Source organism: Ectopseudomonas toyotomiensis (assembly GCF_900115695.1).
Taxonomy (GTDB): Bacteria; Pseudomonadota; Gammaproteobacteria; order Pseudomonadales; family Pseudomonadaceae; genus Aquipseudomonas; species Aquipseudomonas toyotomiensis.
Genome location: NZ_FOXK01000010.1, coordinates 60,940 through 81,310, shown reverse-complemented (window position 1 = coordinate 81,310; position 20,371 = coordinate 60,940). Strand labels below are relative to the sequence as shown.

At 63.5% G+C, this 20,371-nt stretch carries 14 protein-coding genes; 7 read left to right on the top strand and 7 right to left on the bottom strand.

The genetic code is table 11. The features are described 5' to 3' along the window. Nucleotides 1-108: 108 nt before the first annotated feature. The 6 genes from BM186_RS19935 (at nucleotide 109) to rlmF (ending at nucleotide 9,496) form a co-directional block, all read left to right on the top strand. The gene (locus tag BM186_RS19935; RefSeq protein ID WP_074917797.1) at nucleotides 109-2,940 is read left to right on the top strand and encodes a valine--tRNA ligase; all 2,832 of its coding nucleotides are present in this window, start codon (nucleotides 109-111) and stop codon (nucleotides 2,938-2,940) included. 223 nt (nucleotides 2,941-3,163) lie between these two features. Continuing rightward, nucleotides 3,164-4,594, top strand: a complete 1,431-nt coding sequence (gene nhaC / locus BM186_RS19930) for a Na+/H+ antiporter NhaC (RefSeq protein ID WP_074917794.1) — start codon at nucleotides 3,164-3,166, stop codon at nucleotides 4,592-4,594. 181 nt (nucleotides 4,595-4,775) lie between these two features. After that, complete coding sequence (gene nhaD, locus BM186_RS19925) at nucleotides 4,776-6,152, top strand: sodium:proton antiporter NhaD (protein WP_074917792.1); 1,377 nt, start codon at nucleotides 4,776-4,778, stop codon at nucleotides 6,150-6,152. Between the two features lie 37 nt (nucleotides 6,153-6,189). Beyond that, nucleotides 6,190-6,486: a winged helix-turn-helix domain-containing protein gene (locus tag BM186_RS19920; protein WP_021488685.1), complete on the top strand. Its 297-nt coding sequence runs from the start codon at nucleotides 6,190-6,192 to the stop codon at nucleotides 6,484-6,486. 30 nt (nucleotides 6,487-6,516) lie between these two features. Next, nucleotides 6,517-8,346: an SLC13 family permease gene (locus tag BM186_RS19915; RefSeq protein WP_074917789.1), complete on the top strand. Its 1,830-nt coding sequence runs from the start codon at nucleotides 6,517-6,519 to the stop codon at nucleotides 8,344-8,346. Nucleotides 8,347-8,494: 148 nt separating this feature from the next. After that, entirely contained in the window at nucleotides 8,495-9,496 is a 1,002-nt protein-coding gene (rlmF, locus tag BM186_RS19910; RefSeq protein WP_074917787.1) for a 23S rRNA (adenine(1618)-N(6))-methyltransferase RlmF, read from the top strand. A gap of 149 nt (nucleotides 9,497-9,645) precedes the next feature. Here the strand turns inward: rlmF and BM186_RS19905 are convergent, their stop codons facing one another. Continuing rightward, nucleotides 9,646-10,890 (bottom strand): SLC13 family permease, encoded by a 1,245-nt coding sequence (locus BM186_RS19905; protein WP_074917784.1) that lies wholly within the window; start codon nucleotides 10,888-10,890, stop codon nucleotides 9,646-9,648. An 87-nt stretch (nucleotides 10,891-10,977) separates the two neighbouring features. Further along, nucleotides 10,978-11,757 (bottom strand): substrate-binding periplasmic protein, encoded by a 780-nt coding sequence (locus BM186_RS19900; RefSeq protein WP_074917782.1) that lies wholly within the window; start codon nucleotides 11,755-11,757, stop codon nucleotides 10,978-10,980. A 271-nt stretch (nucleotides 11,758-12,028) separates the two neighbouring features. Here BM186_RS19900 and BM186_RS19895 point away from each other — a divergent pair, with 271 nt between their 5' ends. Then, complete coding sequence (locus BM186_RS19895) at nucleotides 12,029-12,817, top strand: substrate-binding periplasmic protein (protein WP_072426088.1); 789 nt, start codon at nucleotides 12,029-12,031, stop codon at nucleotides 12,815-12,817. Nucleotides 12,818-12,876: 59 nt separating this feature from the next. Here the strand turns inward: BM186_RS19895 and BM186_RS19890 are convergent, their stop codons facing one another. From BM186_RS19890 to sbcD, 5 genes are all read right to left on the bottom strand, one after another. After that, nucleotides 12,877-13,419, bottom strand: coding sequence for a hydrolase (locus BM186_RS19890; protein WP_074917779.1), 543 nt, complete (start codon nucleotides 13,417-13,419; stop codon nucleotides 12,877-12,879). Nucleotides 13,420-13,421: 2 nt separating this feature from the next. Beyond that, nucleotides 13,422-16,856, bottom strand: a complete 3,435-nt coding sequence (locus BM186_RS19885) for an AAA family ATPase (protein ID WP_074917777.1) — start codon at nucleotides 16,854-16,856, stop codon at nucleotides 13,422-13,424. Between the two features lie 60 nt (nucleotides 16,857-16,916). Continuing rightward, on the bottom strand, nucleotides 16,917-17,279 hold the full coding sequence (locus BM186_RS19880) for a hypothetical protein (RefSeq protein WP_074917775.1): 363 nt from the start codon (nucleotides 17,277-17,279) through the stop codon (nucleotides 16,917-16,919). Nucleotides 17,280-17,608: 329 nt separating this feature from the next. Then, on the bottom strand, nucleotides 17,609-18,568 hold the full coding sequence (locus tag BM186_RS19875) for a quinone oxidoreductase family protein (RefSeq protein ID WP_074917773.1): 960 nt from the start codon (nucleotides 18,566-18,568) through the stop codon (nucleotides 17,609-17,611). Between the two features lie 416 nt (nucleotides 18,569-18,984). Further along, nucleotides 18,985-20,199 (bottom strand): exonuclease subunit SbcD, encoded by a 1,215-nt coding sequence (gene sbcD / locus BM186_RS19870; RefSeq protein WP_074917771.1) that lies wholly within the window; start codon nucleotides 20,197-20,199, stop codon nucleotides 18,985-18,987. Nucleotides 20,200-20,371: the final 172 nt, after the last annotated feature.

Genomic DNA, 20,371 nt, shown 5'->3' with positions numbered 1-20,371 from the left:
ACAAAACTGAAGGCTGGTCTGCCCTACAGCTCAAGTCTTATGGCTTGGCGCTCAGAAGCGGTATACTTGTCGGCTTTTCCGATCAGCCGTCAAAGGGTCCCGCCGCGCATGGACAAGACCTACCAGCCGCACGCCATTGAAACCGCCCTGTACCAGAACTGGGAAGCCAAGGGCTACTTCGCCCCGCAAGGCTCGGGCGAGCCCTACACCATCATGATCCCGCCGCCGAACGTCACCGGCAGCCTGCACATGGGCCATGGCTTCAACAACTCGATCATGGATGCGCTGATCCGCTTCCGCCGCATGCAGGGCCGCAACACCCTGTGGCAGCCGGGCACTGACCACGCGGGCATCGCCACGCAGATGGTGGTCGAGCGCCAGCTTGCTGCTGAAGGTATCGGCCGCCACGACCTGGGTCGCGAGAAATTCCTGGAGAAAGTCTGGGAGTGGAAGGAGCAGTCCGGCGGCACCATCACCCGTCAGATTCGCCGCCTGGGCAGCTCGGTGGACTGGTCGCGCGAGCGCTTCACCATGGACGACGGCCTGTCCGAAGCCGTTAAAGAGGCCTTCGTACGCCTGCACGAGGACGGCCTGATCTATCGTGGCAAGCGCCTGGTCAACTGGGACACCAAGTTCCACACCGCCATCTCCGACCTGGAAGTGGAAAACCACGACGAGAAAGGCTCGCTGTGGAATCTGCGCTACCCGCTGGCCGACGGCAAGAAAACCGCTGAAGGCAATGATTACCTGATCGTCGCCACCACCCGCCCGGAAACCATGCTCGGCGACAGCGCCGTGGCCGTGCACCCGGAGGACGAGCGCTACAAGGCGCTGATCGGCAGCTTCGTCGAACTGCCGCTGCTGGGCCGTCGCATCCCGATCATCGCCGATGACTACTGCGACCCCGAGTTCGGCACCGGCTGTGTGAAGATAACCCCGGCGCACGACTTCAACGACTACGAAGTGGGCAAGCGCCACAATCTGCCGCTGATCAACATCTTCGACAAGAACGCCGCTGTGCTGGCTCAGGCCCAGGTGTTCAACCTCGACGGTAGCGTCAACGAGCAGATCGAAGCGAACATTCCGGCGCAGTTCGTCGGTCTGGATCGCTTCGAAGCGCGCAAGCAGATCGTCGCCGCCTTCGAAGCTGCCGGCCTGCTGGAGAAGATCGAAGATCACGCCCTGAAAGTGCCGAAAGGCGACCGCTCCGGCACCGTTATCGAGCCCTGGCTGACCGACCAATGGTACGTCTCCACCAAGCCGCTGGCCGAAAAAGCCATCGCCGTGGTCGAGAGCGGCGAAATCCAGTTCGTGCCCAAGCAGTACGAGAACATGTACTTTAGCTGGATGCGCGACATCCAGGACTGGTGCATCAGCCGCCAGCTCTGGTGGGGCCATCGCATTCCAGCCTGGTACGACGATGCCGGCAACGTCTACGTTGGTCGCGACGAAGCGGAAGTGCGCGCCAAGCACAACCTCGGCGATGCCAACCTGCGCCAGGATGAAGACGTGCTGGACACCTGGTTCAGCTCCGGCCTATGGACCTTCTCCACCCTCGGCTGGCCGCAGCAGACCGACTTCCTCAAGACCTTCCACCCCACGGATGTTCTGGTAACGGGCTTCGACATCATCTTCTTCTGGGTCGCGCGGATGATCATGCTGTCGACCCACCTGACCGGGCAGATTCCGTTCAAGACCGTCTATGTACACGGTCTGGTGCGCGACGGACAGGGCCAGAAGATGTCCAAGTCCAAGGGCAACGTGCTCGACCCGCTGGATATCGTCGACGGCATCGACCTCGAATCCCTGGTGGCCAAGCGCACCAGCGGCATGATGCAGCCCAAGCTGGCCGAGAAGATCGCCAAGCAGACCCGCGCCGAATTCCCTGAGGGCATCGCCGCCTACGGTACCGACGCCCTGCGCTTCACCAACCTGGCGCTGGCCTCCACCGGTCGCGACATCAAGTTCGACATGGGCCGTGTCGAGGGTTACCGCAACTTCTGCAACAAGCTGTGGAACGCCGCCAACTTCGTTATCGAGAACACCGATGACAAGGACACCGGCATCAATGGTGAACCAGTCGAGCTGTCGCCGGTGGATCGCTGGATCATCTCCGCCCTGCAGCGCACCGAGGCTGACGTGACCCGCCACCTCGACGCCTTCCGCTTCGACCTGGCGGCGCAAACCCTGTACGAGTTCATCTGGGACGAGTACTGCGCCTGGTACCTGGAGCTGGTCAAGCCGGTACTGTGGGACGAGAACGCGCCCATCGAGCGCCAGCGCGGCACCCGCCGCACCCTGGTGCGCGTGCTGGAAGTGATCCTGCGCCTGGCTCACCCATTCATGCCCTTCATCACCGAAGAAATCTGGCAGCGCATCAAGGCCCAGGCCGGCGTGCAGGGCGAAACCCTGATGCTGCAACCCTGGCCGGTAGCCAACGAAAGCCGCATCGATGCCGCCGCCGAAGGCGACATCGAGTGGGTCAAGCAACTGATGCTCGGTGTGCGCCAGATCCGTGGCGAGATGAAGATCTCCATGGCCAAACGCATCGATATCATCGTTGCCAACAGCAATGCCGAAGACCTGCGTCGCCTGGCCGACTTCGAGCCGCTGCTGAGCAAGCTGGCCAAGCTGGAGTCGGTGCGCGTGCTGGCAGCCGGTGAAGAAGCGCCGATGTCCGCCACCACCCTGGTCGGCGAGATGGAAGTGCTGGTGCCGATGGCCGGGCTGATCGACAAGGACGCCGAACTGGCTCGCCTGGACAAGGAAATCGGCCGCCTGCAAGGTGAAGTGCAGCGCGTCGGCGGCAAGCTGAGCAATCAGGGCTTCGTCGCCAAGGCGCCGGCAGAAGTGCTGGAGAAGGAGCGTGCCAAACTGGCCGAGGCCGAACAGGCTCTGGCCAAGATGGTCGAGCAGCGCGGCAAGATCGCCGCACTCTGATCACCGCGCGACACCCACAGGCCCGCGCCCTAACCGGCGCGGGTTTGTTTTTTGTGGGAGGGGCTTGAGCCCAGCTCGTAGGGTGGGCTTCAGCCCACCATCGGTACTTCGGCTGAGCGACACAGCCCATCTTGCAAAGCCCATCCAATCACACACTCGACCTTTTTATGGAGAGCGCCACCCAGGCCTCTACCCCTTGTTTGATCGATCACCTGGTACACCCATGACTGCCCGCTCCCCTTCCCTGCTCGACGCCTTGCTGCCAATTGGCGTGCTCGTCGTGCTGCTCAGCCTCTCCGTTTACCTGTTCGGCGATAGCTCCTCCAGCGGCCCGAACCAGATCGCCCTGATGAGCGCCGCTTTCGTCGCCGGCCTGGTCGGCCTGAAGAACGGCCTGCGCTGGGCCGAGATCGAGGAAGGCATACTCGCCGGCATCCATATGGCGATGAAGGCCAACCTGATTCTGCTGGCGGTCGGCGCGCTGATCGGCACCTGGATTCTCGCTGGCACGGTGCCGACCATGATCTGGCTCGGCCTGAAGCTGATCAGCGCCGAGTACTTCTACCTCACCAGTTGCCTGATCTGCGCGCTCACCGCGCTGTCGATCGGCAGCTCGTGGACGGTGGCCGGTACCCTCGGTATCGGCCTGATGGGCGTGGCGGCCGGATTGGGCCTGGACCCGGCGATCACCGCCGGAGCGATCATTTCCGGCGCCTACTTCGGCGACAAGCTGTCGCCGCTATCGGACACCACCAACCTGGCGCCGGCGGCGGCCGGCGCCGATCTGTTCGCGCATATCCGCAACATGCTGCGTACCACTGTGCCGGCGCTGCTGATCGCCCTGGCGATCTTCTTCACCCTCGGCCAGCAGGCCAGCGCCGAACATGACACCAGCCGTATCGCCGAAGTGCTGAGCGCGCTGGAGGCACAGTTCAACCTCGGCTGGCACCTGCTGCTGCCAGTAGCCTTCCTGCTGCTGCTCGCGGTACGCCAGTGGGCCGCCTTCCCGGCGGTGTTTCTCGCCGCCCTGCTCGGTGCGGTGTTCGCCGTGGTGTTCCAGCCGGAGGTGATGGCGCGTCTGGCTGACTCACAAGCTGGCGCTCTGGCGCCGCTGAAAACGGTGTGGAGCGCGCTGTTCGCCGGCTACGAGTCGGCCAGCGGCAACGCCGAGCTGGACGGCCTGCTGTCCAAGGGTGGCATGGCCAGCATGCTCACCACCGTATGGCTGATCATCTGCGCCATGTGCTTCGGCGGCGTGCTGGAGCGCCTTGGCCTGCTGCAACGCCTGCTACAAAGCGCGCTACGTCTGGTACGCAGCGACAGCGGCCTGGTCGCCAGCACCATCACCACCACCATCGGTACCAACATCATCACTGCCGACCAGTACATCGCCCTGGTACTCCCCGGGCGCATGTACCGTGCCGAATATGAAAAACGCGGCCTGGCGCCGACCAATCTGTCGCGCGCGCTGGAAGATGGCGGCACCCTGACTTCGGTGCTGGTGCCGTGGAACACCTGCGGCGCCTATATGGCAGCGACGCTCGGCGTGGCGACGCTGAGCTACCTGCCGTACTGCTTCTTCAACCTGATCATGCCGGTGCTGGCCATCGCCCTCGCCTACCTGCTGCCACCCAAGCCGCAGACGGCCGCGTGATCCGTTTCGGGCCGGCCAGTGCACCGGCTCGAACTCCTCATTAGGTAGCAAAGCGCTCATCTCTTTGCTCTTTTCGCTATAAAAACCCTCCCTTTTTCCAATTGTTTCAGGCATCTTCACCCGCCTGACAGCAGCCCTCCGGCACGTCTCAACCAATAAGAATCAGAGCGGAACTCCGAACATGTATGCGTTGATGGCACTTGTCTTCGTCCTCGGCTACCTGTGCATTGCACTCGAGCACCCGTTAAAGATCGACAAGGCAGCGTCCGCCCTGCTCACGGCCGTGATCGCCTGGACCCTGCTGGTTCTCGGCGCCGACAGCATCCTGCCATTGCTCGGCACCGGTACGGCTGGCGCCAGCACCAACACCCATCATGTAGTCGAGGAACTGCGCCACCACCTCGGCGAGATCTCCGAGATACTGTTCTTCCTCATGGGCGCGATGACCATCGTCGAGCTGATCGACGCCCATGAAGGTTTCAAGGTCATCACCGACCGCATCCGTACCCACAAACGTGTGCACCTGCTGTGGCTGGTGGGGTTGATCACCTTCTTCCTGTCCGCCGCCTTGGACAATCTGGCCACGACCATCGTGATGATCTCGCTGCTGCGCAAGCTGATCGCCGACCGCCACGAGCGTTGGTTCTACGCCGGCATCGTGGTCATCGCCGCCAACGCCGGCGGCGCCTGGTCGCCGATTGGCGACGTCACCACCACCATGCTGTGGATCGGCAATCAGGTCACCGCCACCGGCATCATCACCAAGCTGTTCCTGCCCAGCCTGGTCTGCCTTCTGGTACCGCTACTGATCATGAGCTTGCGCCTCAAGGGTGAAGTGGCTGAACCGCGCATCAAGGAAAGCGCCGAAAGCCGCCGCGACCCGACCACGCCCTTCGAGCGTAATCTGGTGTTCTGCCTGGGCCTGGGTGTACTGATCTTCGTGCCGATCTTCAAGACCATCACCCATCTGCCGCCGTACATGGGCATCCTCTTCGGCCTCAGCCTGCTGTGGATCACCACCGAGATCATCCACCGTAGCAAGAACAGCGAAGACAAGGATCCACTGTCGGTAGTGGGTGTATTGCGCCGTATCGACATCACCAGTGTGCTGTTCTTCCTCGGTATCCTGCTGGCGGTTTCCGCGCTGTCTAGCGCCGGTCACCTGATCCAGGTGGCGACGCTGCTCAAGGACAGCCTGGGCAATATCTACAGCATCGCCATTTCCATCGGCATGCTCTCGGCCGTGGTGGACAACGTGCCGATGGTTGCCGGCGCCATGAAGATGTATCCGCTGGTCAGTCCGGAAAATCTGGCAGCGGCCGCTGCGAACGAGCTGCCATGGCTGCGCAACTTCGTGGTCAACGGCAACTTCTGGGAAATGCTCGCCTACTGCGCCGGCACCGGCGGCAGCTGCCTGATCATCGGCTCGGCTGCCGGCGTGGCCGCCATGGGCATGGAGAAGATCAACTTCATCTGGTACCTGAAGAAGATCAGCGGCCTGGCCTTCATCGGCTACCTGGCCGGTGCCGTCACCTATATGCTGATGTTCGCCGCCTGATCCCGGTGCGGCGCTCGGGTTCGTACAGGGAGTCACCATGCAGACGAGTAAGACCCGCACCAGTTTCTACCGTCGCCTCTATGTGGCCTGGCTGATCGACAGCGGCCAGGCCGTCAGCGTGCCAGCACTGATGGACGCCACCGGTATGCCCCGACGCACCGCACAGGACACCCTTGCCGCACTGGCCGAGCTGGATATCGACTGCCAGTTCGAGCAGAGCGAGGGCGAACGCAACAACGCCGGCCACTACCAGATTCGCGACTGGGGGCCGATCGACAAACGCTGGATCGCCGCCAACCTGCAGCAGATCAAGACCACACTGGGTTATCCCTGAAATAATCGCTCCACACCTCTTGGAGCTGCGATGAATCTGGATCTGCTCTGGGTGCTCGGCCTGCTGGCCGGCGCCGTCACCCTCTTCATCATCGGCAAGCCACGCATGGACGTGGTCGCCCTGCTGGTGCTGGTCGCCCTGCCTCTGACCGGCGTGCTCGACCTGCAACAGACCCTGGCCGGTTTCAGCAACGCCAACGTCATCCTCATTGCCGCGCTGTTCGTCATCGGCGACGGCCTGGTGCGCACCGGCATCGCCTACCGCCTGGGCGACTGGCTGGTGGCCAAGGCCGGTAGCAGCGAGACGCGCCTGCTGATTCTGCTGATGCTGGCAGTGGCCGGCCTGGGTTCGGTGATGAGCTCCACCGGCGTGGTAGCGATCTTCATCCCCGTGGTGCTCGGGGTGGCTGCGCGCCTGCGTATCGCCCCGGCGCGACTGATGATGCCACTGGCGTTTGCCGGGCTGATCAGCGGCATGCTGACGCTGGTCGCTACACCGCCGAATCTGGTGGTACATGCCGAACTGCGCCGCGCTGGGCTGGATGGTTTTGGCTTTTTCGATCTCACGCCCATCGGCCTGGCGGTGCTGCTGCTCGGTGTCGGCTACATGCTGATCGCCCGGCGCTGGCTGGTGCGCAAGGACGCTGGTGAAGGGGGCAAGCCGCCACGCCTGACCCTGGCTGATCTGGCCGAGCGCTACCGCCTGGGTGAACGCGAACGGCGCTTGCAGGTGCGCGCCGACTCGCCCCTGGCCAATCAGGTACTCAACGAACTGCAGCTGCGTCGTGATCATGGCATCAACGTCATCGCCGTCGAGCGCCGCCAGCGCCTGCGCACCCTATTACTGATGGCCAGCGGCAATACCCTGCTAGAACCGGGCGACGTGCTGCTGGTGGACATTGCCAGTCCCGCCATCGGCCTGCTCGGCAGCTACCAGGCGCTGGGCCTCGAGCCCATGCCGCTGCCGCATTCGTATTTCAGCCTGCACGCCCATGAACTGGGCCTTGCCGAAGTGGCGCTGCCGCCGGAGTCGCAACTGCCGGGCAAGACCATCCAGGAGCTGGGCTTTCGCTCGCGGCACAAGCTCAACGTGGTCGGCCTGCGCCGCCAGGGCCAGGCGCTGGAAGGCGTGCTGGTGGACGAGAAACTCAAGGCCTCCGATACCCTGCTGGTGGCCGGATCCTGGCGCGACATTCACCGCTTGCAGGGGCTGAGCCGGGATTTTCTGGTGCTCAGCCTGCCGGCGGAGGTGGCCGAGGTCGCGCCCGCCGCGCGCAAGGCGCCCTACGCCCTGCTCAGCCTGGCGGTGATGGTGCTGCTGATGGTCAGCGGCCTGGTGCCCAATGTGCAGGCCGCATTGATCGCCTGCCTGCTGATGGGCGGGTTTCGCTGCATCGACCTGGACAGCGCCTATCGCGCCATTCACTGGCCGACGCTGATTCTCATCGTCGGCATGCTGCCCTTCGCCCAAGCGCTGCAGCAGACCGGCGGTGTCGAACTGGCCGTGCAGGGCCTGGTCGGCGGCCTGGGCGATGCCGGACCACGGCTAATTCTCGCCAGCCTGTTCGTGCTTACCGCAGTGATCGGCCTGTTCATCTCCAACACCGCCACGGCGGTACTGATGGCGCCGGTGGCCATCGCCACGGCGCAGGCGCTAGGCGTCTCGCCCCTGCCCTTCGCCATGATCGTGGCCCTGGCCGCCTCGGCCGCCTTCATGACGCCGATCTCCTCGCCGGTGAACACCCTGGTGCTTGGCCCCGGCCAATACCGCTTCGGTGACTTCGTGCGCATCGGCGTACCCTTCACCCTGCTGGTGATGATCGTCAGCGTGGCGCTGGTGCCGCTGATCTTTCCGCTCTGAGGTGTCTGCGGTGCGCACGGCGCACCCTACAAATCGCAACGGCCACGGACGTAGGGTGCGCCGCGCACCAGCTTCCCTTGCCCCGAATGCAGTGCGTGCCCGGCCCGACTGTGGGAAAATCCGCGCCCCAATCGCTAGATACCCGGTCATGCCCCAGCCGCCGAAACGCCCGCGCAAGCCCACCCCTGCCGCCGTGAAAACCGCGCCGAGCAAGGGCGAGCTGCACCCTCGCAACCGTCACCAGGGGCGCTACGATTTTCCCGCGCTGATCAAGGCAAGTCCCGAGCTGGGAGACTTCGTCATCAGCAATCCCTATGGCAAGCCGAGCATCGACTTCGCCAACCCGGCAGCGGTCAAGGTGTTCAACCGCGCGCTGCTGGCGCAGTACTACGGCATCCGCCACTGGGATATTCCCGACGGCTACCTGTGCCCACCGATCCCGGGCCGCGCCGATTACCTGCACAACCTTGCCGACCTGCTGGCGAGCGACAACGACGGGCAGATTCCCCACGGCGAGAAGGTGCGAGCCCTGGATATCGGCGTCGGCGCCAACTGCATCTATCCACTGATTGGTCGCTGCGAATATGGCTGGCAGTTCATGGGTACCGACATTGCCAGCGAAGCACTGGCATCGGCACGTGCCATCGTCGCTGCCAACCCGCAACTGGCCGGCGGCGTCGAGCTGCGCCAACAGGCCAATGCCGAACACATCTTCCTCGGCCTGCTGCAGGCGCAGGAGTATGTCGATCTGAGCCTGTGCAATCCACCCTTCCACTCCAGCGCCGCCGAGGCCACCAGCGGCAGCACGCGCAAATGGCGTAACCTGGGTAAGCTCGACCCCAAGCGCAAGCTGCCGGTGCTCAACTTCGGTGGCCAGGCGGCCGAACTGTGGTGCCCAGGTGGCGAGGCCGCCTTTCTCAAGCGCATGGCCAGCGAAAGCGCGCAGGTGGCCGAGCAGGTGTTGTGGTTCAGCAGCCTGGTCTCCAAAGGCAGCAACGTGGAATTGCTACAAGGCTGGCTGGCCAAGGCCGGGGCAATCGAGGTACGCATCCTCGGCATGTCCCAGGGGCAGAAGCAGAGCCGCCTGGTGGCCTGGACCTTCAAGAATGCCGAAGAGCGCAGCACTTGGAGCAAGAGTCGCTGGCGCTGAGCCGGCCAATTCAGCCAGGTAGGGCTTACCGGGCGGCGTTCCGTTCGCGCAGCAGTACGCCAACGCAACCCGCCAGCCACTACCAATGGAGGACTGTTCGCTTGGGCTCCTGAGTCCGCCCTACGCTCTGAGTCCGCCCTACGGCGCCGTTACCAGGGCAACCAGCCGCCCAACGCCAGCCAGAGCCCGGCCACCGTCATGCTTAGCAACGTCACCGGCACGCCGCTGCGCGCATAATCGACGAAGCCAAGCCTGACGCCCTGACGCTTCGCCCCTTCGGCGACGATCAGATTGACTACGCTGCCAATCAGCAGCAGGTTGCCGGCCAGCGTCGACATCACTGCCAGGCCGATCAGCACCGAGTGCGACAGCTCCGGCATCAAGCCCAGCAGCAACACCACGAAGGGCACGTTGCCGATCAGGTTGCTCGCCAGCAGCGACGAGGTCGCCAGCGAAATCACGCCCTGCGGCAACAGGCCATGCTCGGCCAGCCAGGTCGCACCTTGCGCCAGCTGCGGCAACTGCAACGCGGCGCCGCTGACCAGGAACAAGCCCACGAACAGCAGCAGCAGGTTCCAGTCCACCTTGTTCACGTAATCGCGGCTGTCCACCCGCCGCGACACCATCACCAGCACCGCGATCAGCAGCGCTGATAGCTCGCGCGGCAGCGCCGTGGCGAACAGCGCCAGCAGCGCCAGGCTGGCCAACAGTGGCTTGAGATAGCTGTGCGCGCCGTAGATATGCTCGACCGGCGTATCGTCCGCGGCCAACGGCCTGGCCTCACCCCAACGATGGCGCCACTGCAGCCAGATCACCGCGTAAACGATGGCCATCGCGGCCACGGCGGGTGGCCCGGCCACGGCCACATAACCCCAGAAATCCAGAGCGCCGGCCTGCCCAATGAGTATGTTCTGCGGGTTGCCGATCAGGCTTGCCGCCGAACCCGCGTTGCACGACAGCGCCAGCGCCAGCAAAAACGGCCGTGGCTCCAACCCACGCAGGTGCAGGCCGCGGCACAGCAGCGGGGTCAGGGCGAAGGCGACGATGTCGTTGACCAGCACCGCCGAGAGCAAGCCGCCCAGCAGCACCACGCCCAACAGCAGCACTGCCGGGCGCTCGGCATGCTCGGTCAGGTAGCGGTTGAGCCAGGCATATACCCCGGAAAAGTCGAACTGCGCGGAAATCAGCATCAGCGCCAACAGCAGCAACAAGGCGCCGGGGTCGAGATGATGGGCCGCGTCTTCCATGCTCAGCGCACCGCTGACCAGCAACAGCACTGCCGCGCAGCAGGCGATCCAGCTGCGGTCGATGCGCAGGCCGCGAACGCCGCCGGCAGCCATGCCCAGGTAGGTGAGAAGGAACAGGCCGATGGTCAGCCAGGCAGCGAAGGTCATGCGCGATTCACCCGAACGGATGCATGTGAGAAGGAGCGGACTCTAGCGATGCCGAGGCGGCGCGGGAATAGCGCGGGCAAATTTTCCTCAATGGCCGGGCTGCGCCAGGTAAGCCTCTACGCGAGCCTGATAGGTCGCTGATTCGCGCTGACGCTGAACCTCGCTCCAGATCCGCTCGGCCAACTCGGGGTCACGCGCCAGCAGCGCGTTGGACAGCATCAGGTAATAGGGCTTTTCCTCGAGCAGCTGCGGCAGTTTTTCCACCTGCCGAGCCAGTTGCGGGTTGGCTTGCAAGATGAAATCACCGCGCATGGTCTGCAGGGCGACAGCATCGACTCGGCCGTGCACCAGCATCTGCAACAATGCCAGTGGGTCGCGGCTTGACTCGTCCACCTCCAGCCCGTGGGCCAGCAACAGATCGCGAATGGAAAAACCGCTGAGCGAGCCGACGCGGCCTGTCACATGAGTGAAACGCTGGCCATCCCAGGACACCGCGCTGCCGATGCGGCGATACAGGGTATAACGCGAGGTGTGCAACCGCCTGAGCGCATCCGGTCGGCCATCAGCATCGCTGGGGTACCGGCCCATCTGCAGGCGCTCGGTTTTGAAGCTGGCGGCGAAGGCACCGTCGTAGAACCCCTGCTGCATCCCTGAAAGGCAGCGTTTCCAGGGCACGGCGACGTATATCACCTGCAGTTTTAGCGCCTGCTGTACCAGGTCGAGCAGCTCCAGATTGAGTCCTGTGCCATCGGTCATCACCCAAGGGTAGGCGTTCTGATCCTCATGACAGAACGTCAAGGTCGGCTGGCTGCCATAGCAGGTGCCGGCTAGCAGCCAGAGCAGGCAGTAATGCAGCGCTTTGTGCAAAAAACAGACTCCATCACCGGAATGCCTGACGATGGGCATTCGATCCGCGGTTTATCACCGACTTCTTGTCCTGTAAGCATAGGCATACTCACCCAAAGCCGTCTGCAGCACCTGGGGCAACACCTTGCAAACGACTCCCCGGCACAGAGCGAAAGCCAGGCGCTAGGCTTGAATCATTCCACTGCCTCGTATGCGGGAGCATGACTGGGGTCAACAAGGCAAGACGATTAAAGTGCCATCATCCTGTTGCCCGAGCTGTCGAGGACTACAGATGCGCCACGGCCTGCTGATTGTGCTGTTTAGTCTGCTCTGCTGCGGCCCTCTTGAGGCCGTCGAGACACCTTTGCTACGTATCAGCGCCGGGGAATGGCCGCCCTATCTGTCCGCCAGGGTCGAACACCAGGGACCGGTGGCTCATCTGATCAGCGACCTGCTGGCCGAGGAAGGCTATCGCGTCGAGTTCACCTTCCTGCCCTGGCCACGCGCCTACGCCGAAGCCGCCGCCGGCCGCTATGACGCCACGGCGGTGTGGATGCACAAGGCCGAGCGTGAGGCAGACTTTCTCTTCAGCGCTCCACTGCTCAATGAACAGTTCGTGTTCTTCCATCTGAAAACGCAGCCCTTCGACTGGCGGCACTTCGATGATCTCAGTGGCATGACCCTCGGCGGCGGCCTGGAATACAGCTATGGGCCGGCGTTCGATGCCTTCCTCGCCAAGGAAAAAGTGCGCATCGAACGCGTCTCCAGCGACCGGCAGAACTTCGAGAAACTGCTCAAGGAGCGTGTGGTGCTCTACCCGCAGGAGCTAAACGTCGGCTATGCCGCGCTGCGTAACGAGTTCTCCAGGGAGGACGCCGAGCGCATCACCCATCACCCCAAACCGCTGCTGGTCAACCTCAGCTATCTGATGCTGCCCAAACGCCTGACGCAGAGTGAAACGCTACGCGAGCGCTTCGACGCACGGCTGCAGCAGTTTCGCCAGGATGGCCGTTACCAGCAGTACTTCGACGCCCTACAGGCCGGCCACTACCAACCCGTGCCGGAGCAGGCCAGCCCGTAGCCCGGATGCAATCCGGGGCAGCGCTAGCAGAGAGTCCCGGATTGCATCCGGGCTACGAATCAGCGAATAAAACCGCGGCTGATCTCGCGAAACAGCTCGGTACCGGCCCGCTCCAGCCACTCGAAGGCGACCATCTCACGCGAGACGATGACCGCCCCGGCACCTTCCATGCGCGCCAGGCCCAGTGCCTTGTCACGCGGCCGACGCGATCCCACTGCCTCGTCGACCACGAACACTTCACGCCCGGCCGCCAGCAGGCCCATTACCGTCTGCAGCACGCAGACATGAGTTTCCGTGCCGCAGACGACGAACTGCCTGCGCTCACCGCCCGGTAAGTCGAACAGCCCCGCCCCTGCGGTCGCCGAGAAATGAATCTTCTCCCTTAGCCCCTCGCCCGGCAGCAACTCATGCAGGCCTGCCTCGGTGTAGCCCAGGCCCTTGGGATACTGTTCGGTAGCGATCACCGGCACTTGCAGGCGCTGCGCCAAACGCACCAGCCACGAAGCCTGCTCGATCACCGCCGCGCCGCCGTCGATGGCTGGCAGCAGCCGCTCCTGCAGATCGATCACCAACAGGGTGGAATCCTTCGCTCGCATCAGCATCACTACGCTCCTTCCTTCACCGCAAAACGCGCATCGAGTCGGCTGTAGCCCAGGCCGACGCCCTTGTGCACCCGCAGTTGCACGGGAATACGCTCCTTCATCGCCTCGACATGACTGATCACACCGATGGTCTTGCCGCTGGCATTGAGGTTGTCCAGCGCATCCAGGGCAACCTCCAGCGTCTCGCCGTCCAGCGTGCCAAAGCCTTCATCGAGAAACAGCGAGTCGATGCTGGTCTTGTGACTGACCAGATCGGACAGCGCCAAGGCCAGCGCCAGGCTGACCAGGAAACTCTCGCCGCCGGACAGCGTGCGGCAGTCGCGAGCCACATCAGCCTGCCAGGTGTCGCACACCTCCAGCTCGAGTTCGCCGCTACCCTTGCGCGCCAGCTGGTAGCGGCCGTGCAGGCGCGTCAGTTGGCGGTTGGCCAGGTGGATCAGATGATCGAGGGTCAGGCCCTGGGCGAACTTGCGGAACTTGGCGCCGTCGGCTGAGCCGATCAGGCCGTTGAGCTGTTGCCACAGGCGCTGCTCGCTCTCCTGCGCACTGATTTCGGCGAACAGCGCCTGCTGGCTGCTGCGCCGCGTCTCGTCGGCCTGCAACTGCGCGCGCAGCTCGCCCTGACGCTGGCTCAGTGCACGCAATTCGCTCTGCAGTACCTGCAACTGCTCGTCCAGTTCACCAAGCTCCAGCTCAGTCTGCGGCGCGGCGACGAGTTGCTGCAGCTGCGCGTCGGCGGCAGCCAACAGCGTCGAAGCCTCGGTCAGGGCGCGCTCCACACGTGCCTGCAAAGCCGCCAGACGCTCTCGCTCGCCCTCTTCCAGCAGCGCGGCGAGAAACGCCGCAAGATCGCTGAACGGGCTGGCCGTCAGAGCCGTCAGCCAGTGCTGCTCGGCTTCGCTCGAGCGTTGCTGCAGCTGCAGCAACAAGGTCTGCTGACTCTGCTCGCGGCCGCGCAACGCATCGCTTTCGCGCTGAGCACTGGACAGACTGTTGGCGGCCTCATTCAACGCCAGTTGCGGCTGTGCCGATAGCTCGGGTTGAGCCAGCACCATCGCACCTTCGTCCTGCCAGCGTTGTTGCCAGAGCCCAGCCTGCGCCTCGGCATCGACGAGCAGGCGCTGTGCCTCGCGCTGCTGCTCCTGCAATTGCTGATCCTGCGCCTGGGCCTGCTGCCAGTCGCGCCATGCCTGCTCCTGCTCGTCCAGCCATAGGCCAGCGTCCGACGGCAACTCAACAGCAAAGCCCTCAAGACTGCTCAGCAGCACTTGCTCGTGATGCCGAAGCGCCTGCTGCAAACGCTGCAGGTCCTGGCCCTGCTCGGCTTGTCGCACCTGCAGGTTCTCCTCATCACGCGCCAGCAGCGCCTGGCGCTGCTGCGCATCAGCCAACGCCCGCTCGGCCACTTCACGTGCACCACGCGCCTGTGTCAGTTGCGCCTGCCCGGTCTCGACCAAGGCGAGTCGCGTCTGCAGATGCGTCAGGCTCTGCTCATGCTGGCGCTGCAGTTCGCGCAAAGCGGCGCCGTCAGAAAGCTGCAAGGCCTGTTCGGTGAGTTGCTGCTGCCACTGCGCATCCTGCTGAGCGGCCTGCTGGCTCGCCTGCTCCAGTTGCTGCTGAACCTGAGCGATCTGCGTGACCAGCCGGGTCAGTTCGTCACGCAGGGTGCCGCCCTGGCTTTCCAGTTGTGCCAGTTCGTTGCGGCACTGCTCCAGCGCCTGGCGCGTGGCAGAGACGTTGAGCGCCTGATACTGACTGACCGCCGGATGCTCGTGCGAACCACACAACGGGCAGGCTTCGCCCGGCTGCAGCTGGGCACGGTAGGCTTCCAGATCCTGAATGCGCTGCTCCTGCTCCAGCAGCTTCTCCTTGTCGGCCTGCTGTTGCTTGAGCGCCTTGTAACGCTCGCGCAGGCCGGTGATTTCATCGTTCTTGCGGGTGTGCTGTAGCTGCAACTGAGTCAGACGCGGGTTCAACTCGGCGATCTGTGCAGCCGTTTGCTCACGGCTCTGCGCCAACTGCTCCAGACGATCCAATACGCGCCCTTGCACTTGCAGTTGCTGCCAACGCTGGCGCAGTCCGGCCTCGTCGCCCTCGCCCAACAAGGCCTGCAGCTCGCCCTGCTGTCTGGCCTCGCTGGCGCGCGCATCCTCCAGCCGCTTCAGCGCGTCGGCCTGCTGCACACCGAGCTGATCACGCTGATGCTGCAAGGCGGCGAGCTGCTCACCTTCCTGCGCCATGCGTGTGTGCAGTGCCTGTTGCTCCTTGAGCAGTTGCCCGCGCTGATCGAACTGCACACGCCAACTACCCAGAAGCTCGCCCAGGCGTTCCCGTTGCGGCGCAGCGCTCATGCGTGTGCGCAGCATTTCGCGTTGTTTGACCAGCCCTTGCAGCTCCGCGTGACGCAGGCTCAGGCTTTGCTGGGCATAGCGGCTGGCCAGCCAGAGCTGCTGGTGCTCGCGCTGGGTGCTGTGGCGTTGCTGCTGATGCAGGTCATCCAGCACCTGCTGTGCCTGCTGCCTGTCCTGCTGCGCCTGCTGCCAGGCCAGGTACAGCGGCTGCAGGCGCGCGGCCGGCTCACTGGCGGCCAGGCGCTGCAGTTCAGCGGCCGCCTCGTTACGGGCCTGCTGGGCCTGCTCCAGTCCGAGTCGCGCCTGCTCCCGTTGCTGCCCGGCCTGCTGCAGCGCCTCACGCCAACGGCGCTGGCTTTGCAGAGCTTGCTGCCGCGCCAGCAGCGGCGACTCCTCCAAGCTCAGACGCTGCTGCTCGGCCTGCAGCTCGGCGCGCTGCGCTTCGTAGAGCAACTCCATGCCCTGGGCGCGGCTTTTCAGCAGATTGAGTGCCTGTTCGGCAGCCTTGGTGCGCTCGTAGACCTGTTGGGATATCTGCCCGTAAATCTCTGTGCCGGTCAGCTCCTCCAGCAGCTCTGCGCGCTGGTTGGCATTGGCTTCGAGAAACGCCGCAAAGCCGCCCTGAGCGAGCAGCATGGACTTGGTGAAGCGCTCGAAATCGAGACCAGTCAGCTCGGCGGTGAGACTTTCCTTCTCACGAATCTTGTCGGTGAGGATTTCACCATCGGCGATACGTGCCAGCTCGACCTTGGGCGCCTGCAACGCACCGTCGACCTTGTCCCGCGCGCGGCGCTGGCTCCAGAAGGCGCGATAGCCCTGCCCTTTCACCTCGAATTCCACCTCGGCCAGGCAGTCGGCGGTATGCCGGGTCATCAGCTCGTTGCCACTGGCCGATAGCGTGCTCATACGCGGCGTGCGGTGATACAGGGCCAGACAGATGGCGTCGAGCAAGGTGGTCTTGCCCGCCCCGGTCGGCCCGGTAATGGCGAACAGGCCACTACCGGCGAAAGGCTCGGCGGCGAAGTCGATCTTCCACTCACCCTTGAGGGAATTGAGGTTCTTGAGGCGCAGGCTGAGGATTTTCATGCACAGGTCGTAAGCCGTTGGAGGCGCTCATTCTGGCATTGTCATCGGCGGTGTGCTGGCTCAATCGCGGCAATACCCCTCGCCGCTGCGCACGGTCAGGCAGTTCTGTTTATCCAGCAGCCATTTCATGCCGGTGGCTTCGCCGTCGGTGGCGCTGATGCTCTCCACCAGGCCATCGCGCACGAAGACGATCTTCGCCCCCTGCGCACGCCCGACGAAGCGACGCGGGCCGTCGAGGTTGGCGATGGTCAGGCGGTAGTCGGCCGGCGTGCCACTGATATCCAGGTAGGTACCCTCGGGCCCGTTCCAGCGCCCCAACCATTGCTCGGTCACCCTGGCATCAGATACAGGCGCGCTGCCGCAACCGACCAGACCGGAGAAAATGCCCGCTGCCGCAATAGAAAGAGAGAAATTTCGCTGCATGTCCGACTCCGCTGTCGTTCGGTCAAAGTAAAGGTGTGAGTGGATGCCAAGACGCTTCGGGCAGCCCGCGCCCTTCAGAGCATCGAGGTGATCCGCAATACGATCAAGTAAACCGCATTAGCGCGCTGGTGGCAGGTCCGTTGAAGCGGCGCTGAGGGTCTCCACGAAAAGTTTCCGAGTGAAGGTCAGGCAAAGCAAACAGGAGAAGAAGCGGAGTTCACTGCTGCAGATGAACATTCTGGTTTGATCTTACAGTTGGCCCTGGGTCAGCGGTATGGAACAAATCTCTGCGCAAGAAAGCAGGTTGACGCTCCTGCTCAGAGCGAGTTTCACGGTTTGATAACGATACGTCCGAGCGGCTTCTCCTTCTCGGCATATTCATGGGCTGCGGCAGCCTCCGATAACGCAAAGGTCCGGTCAATGACGCTGCGAAGACGGCCCGTAGCGACGGCCTTCAACATGCTGTCAACATTCGACCGTACAGTGGACCTCTCGAAAAGAGTCCCCATGAACACGCCCATGAGTGTTTGGTTGGCCTGCATCGGTGACCATAGGTCGGCTGTCAGGCTACCGCCCCCCGCATTGCCGACAAAGACAAGACGCCCCTCATGCGCGAGGGAAGAAAGGGAGGCCTGCAGAGTCTTTCCGACCGGATCGATAACGAGGTCTACGCCTGCGCCCTTCGTGAGCTCATGAACCGCTTCCACCACGTCACAACTAGCACGATCTATTACGTGGTCAGCGCCGAGCTCAATCAAGCGACCTCTGCGTTGCGCACCACTCGCTACAGCGATTACTGTCGCGCCCGATTGTGCAGCGAGCTGAAGAGCAGCCACCCCTACTCCGCCGGCAGCCGCCTGGATGAGAACAGTCTCTCCCCGTTTAAGCGCGCCTCGTGTGAAAAGACAGTGGTAAGCGGTTCCAAACGAGATCGGCACAACTGCAGCATCCGACGCATCCAGGCCATCAGGTATGCGCCATGTTCGCGCCTCCGGCACCGACCAGAGTTCCGCATGCGATCCCTGCATATTGAACGCTACGACCCTGTCCCCGACCTTGCGGCTTGTAACGCCCGCCCCGATCTCCATCACGGTGCCGGATGCCGCATAACCAACTACCCAGGATGGATGAGGCGGCGGTGTAGAGCGACGGTTTATCAGATCGCCACCCTCAAGCGAAATGGCCTCGACGGCAATCAGCACATCGCCTGGTTCAACAGCGGGTTTTGGAAGATCGATGTATTTCAGAACACTAGGGACGCCGGCTGTATCGTAGACTGCTGCTTTCACAACTTATCGACTCCTCGTCCGCATCAAGCTGTGTATTAGTGCGCCCAACTTACGTCGACTGAGGCAATTTATCGGCACGAAGTCGGTCTCAAGATCTGCTCCAGCCCCCGCATTCCCGGGAGCGAAACGACAATGATTGAGAGCGTCGATCTATCAGGGTTGTTCCATCGGATTCGCCAAGGGCTGCGCTAGAGGAGATCAGTCGATTTAAAGCGGCGGTCTGATCAGAATAGGTGGGCACAATGTCACCCACTGTACCGAATTTTTCGCCGAAGGCACGGAAGTGCGTCGGCGCATCTGGCGTTTAATCACCCGGAACGGGGGCTCACCTTGGCACCGAACCGCGCCATGGTCTTCTAGATCTTGCGCCTGACGTTGATAGGCGCATGTACCCGGTCATAAGCGCATTAGGGCACCTAGGCTCTTGGCAGCGTTTCCAGCACCTGTCGATACAGGTCCTGCAAGCGCTGGCTATCGTCCTCATCCAGCGTTTCCTGTTGCAGCCTGCGTGAGAAGACGTCCTCCACCGACAGCTCGTCCAGCGTCTCCCGTGCTTCGCTGGCTAGGCTGGTGCTGGCATTGCCACGTTCGCGGCGGATGCGTAGCACTTCGACAGGCAGCCCCTCGCACAGGGCGTTGATGCGGCTTTGCAGATCACTCAGGTAATCGTCAGTGCTCACTTGCACTTCCAGCCATACGAGCCGCTCGGGCGTGCCCTGAGCAGCTACTTCGGCGATAGCGCCGGCCAGTTCCTTGAGCGAGCCGCGCAGGCTGGCCATGGGCTGAAACACCGGCACGGGCAGTGGCGTGATGGACTGCAAGGTGGCGCCCTCGAACGTCAGCAGCAGCACTTCCTTCTGCTGGCGCGCCTCGTCGAAGGACAACGCAATCGGCGAGCCGCTGTAGCGGATATGCTCCAGGCCGCCGACCTTCTGCGGACGGTGGATATGGCCAAGGGCGATGTAGTCCGCCGACGGGAAGGCGCTGGTGGGGAAGGCTTCCAGGCTGCCGACGTAGATCTCGCGCACCGACTCACTGGCGCTGGCGCCAACCGTGGTGAGGTGACCGGTGGCGATGATCGGTAGCGTCAGGCCCTGCTCGTCACGCTTGCTCGCCGCCAGCTCGTACAGTGCCCGGTAATGCTCGGCGATGGCTTGTTGCAACGACTGTTGTTTGTCCTGCGCGCTCTGCCCCGCCTGACTGGCCAGCACGTCGCGCGGACGAATGAAGGGAATGGCGCAGAGAATGGCGCCCGGCTGGCCAGTACGATCATTGAGCACCAGTACCTGTTCGGCCAGATCGACACCCACGCTCGGCACCACCTGGGTACCCAGTTGCGCCAGCAGGCTGCGGCTTTCACCGAGCATGGCCGGTGAGTCGTGGTTGCCGCCCAGTACGACCAGGGCGCAGCCGGCGTCGCGCAGCTCAACCACCAGCCGGTAGTACTGCTCGCGGGCGTAACTGGGCGGTGCGCCGGTGTCGAACACGTCGCCAGCGATCAGCAGCACGTCCACGTCGTGCACACGCACCTGCTCCAGCAGCCAGGCGCAAAAGGCCTGGTGTTCGGCCTGCCGAGTCTTGCCCATGAAATGCTGGCCCAGATGCCAGTCGGAGGTGTGCAGGATGCGCATGCGAAAACGACCAAAGCGAAAAACCCGCCTACAGTGCCTGCGCGCCCGCAGGCTGGCAATGCTGCAGTAGCGGATAGACCGATCACATCCGGTTACACAGCCGCAGGCGCTGCGGTTAGTGGCCTGAAGGGCGTTCTTGCACGATCCTGCTGCACATCGGTACGAACCTAGG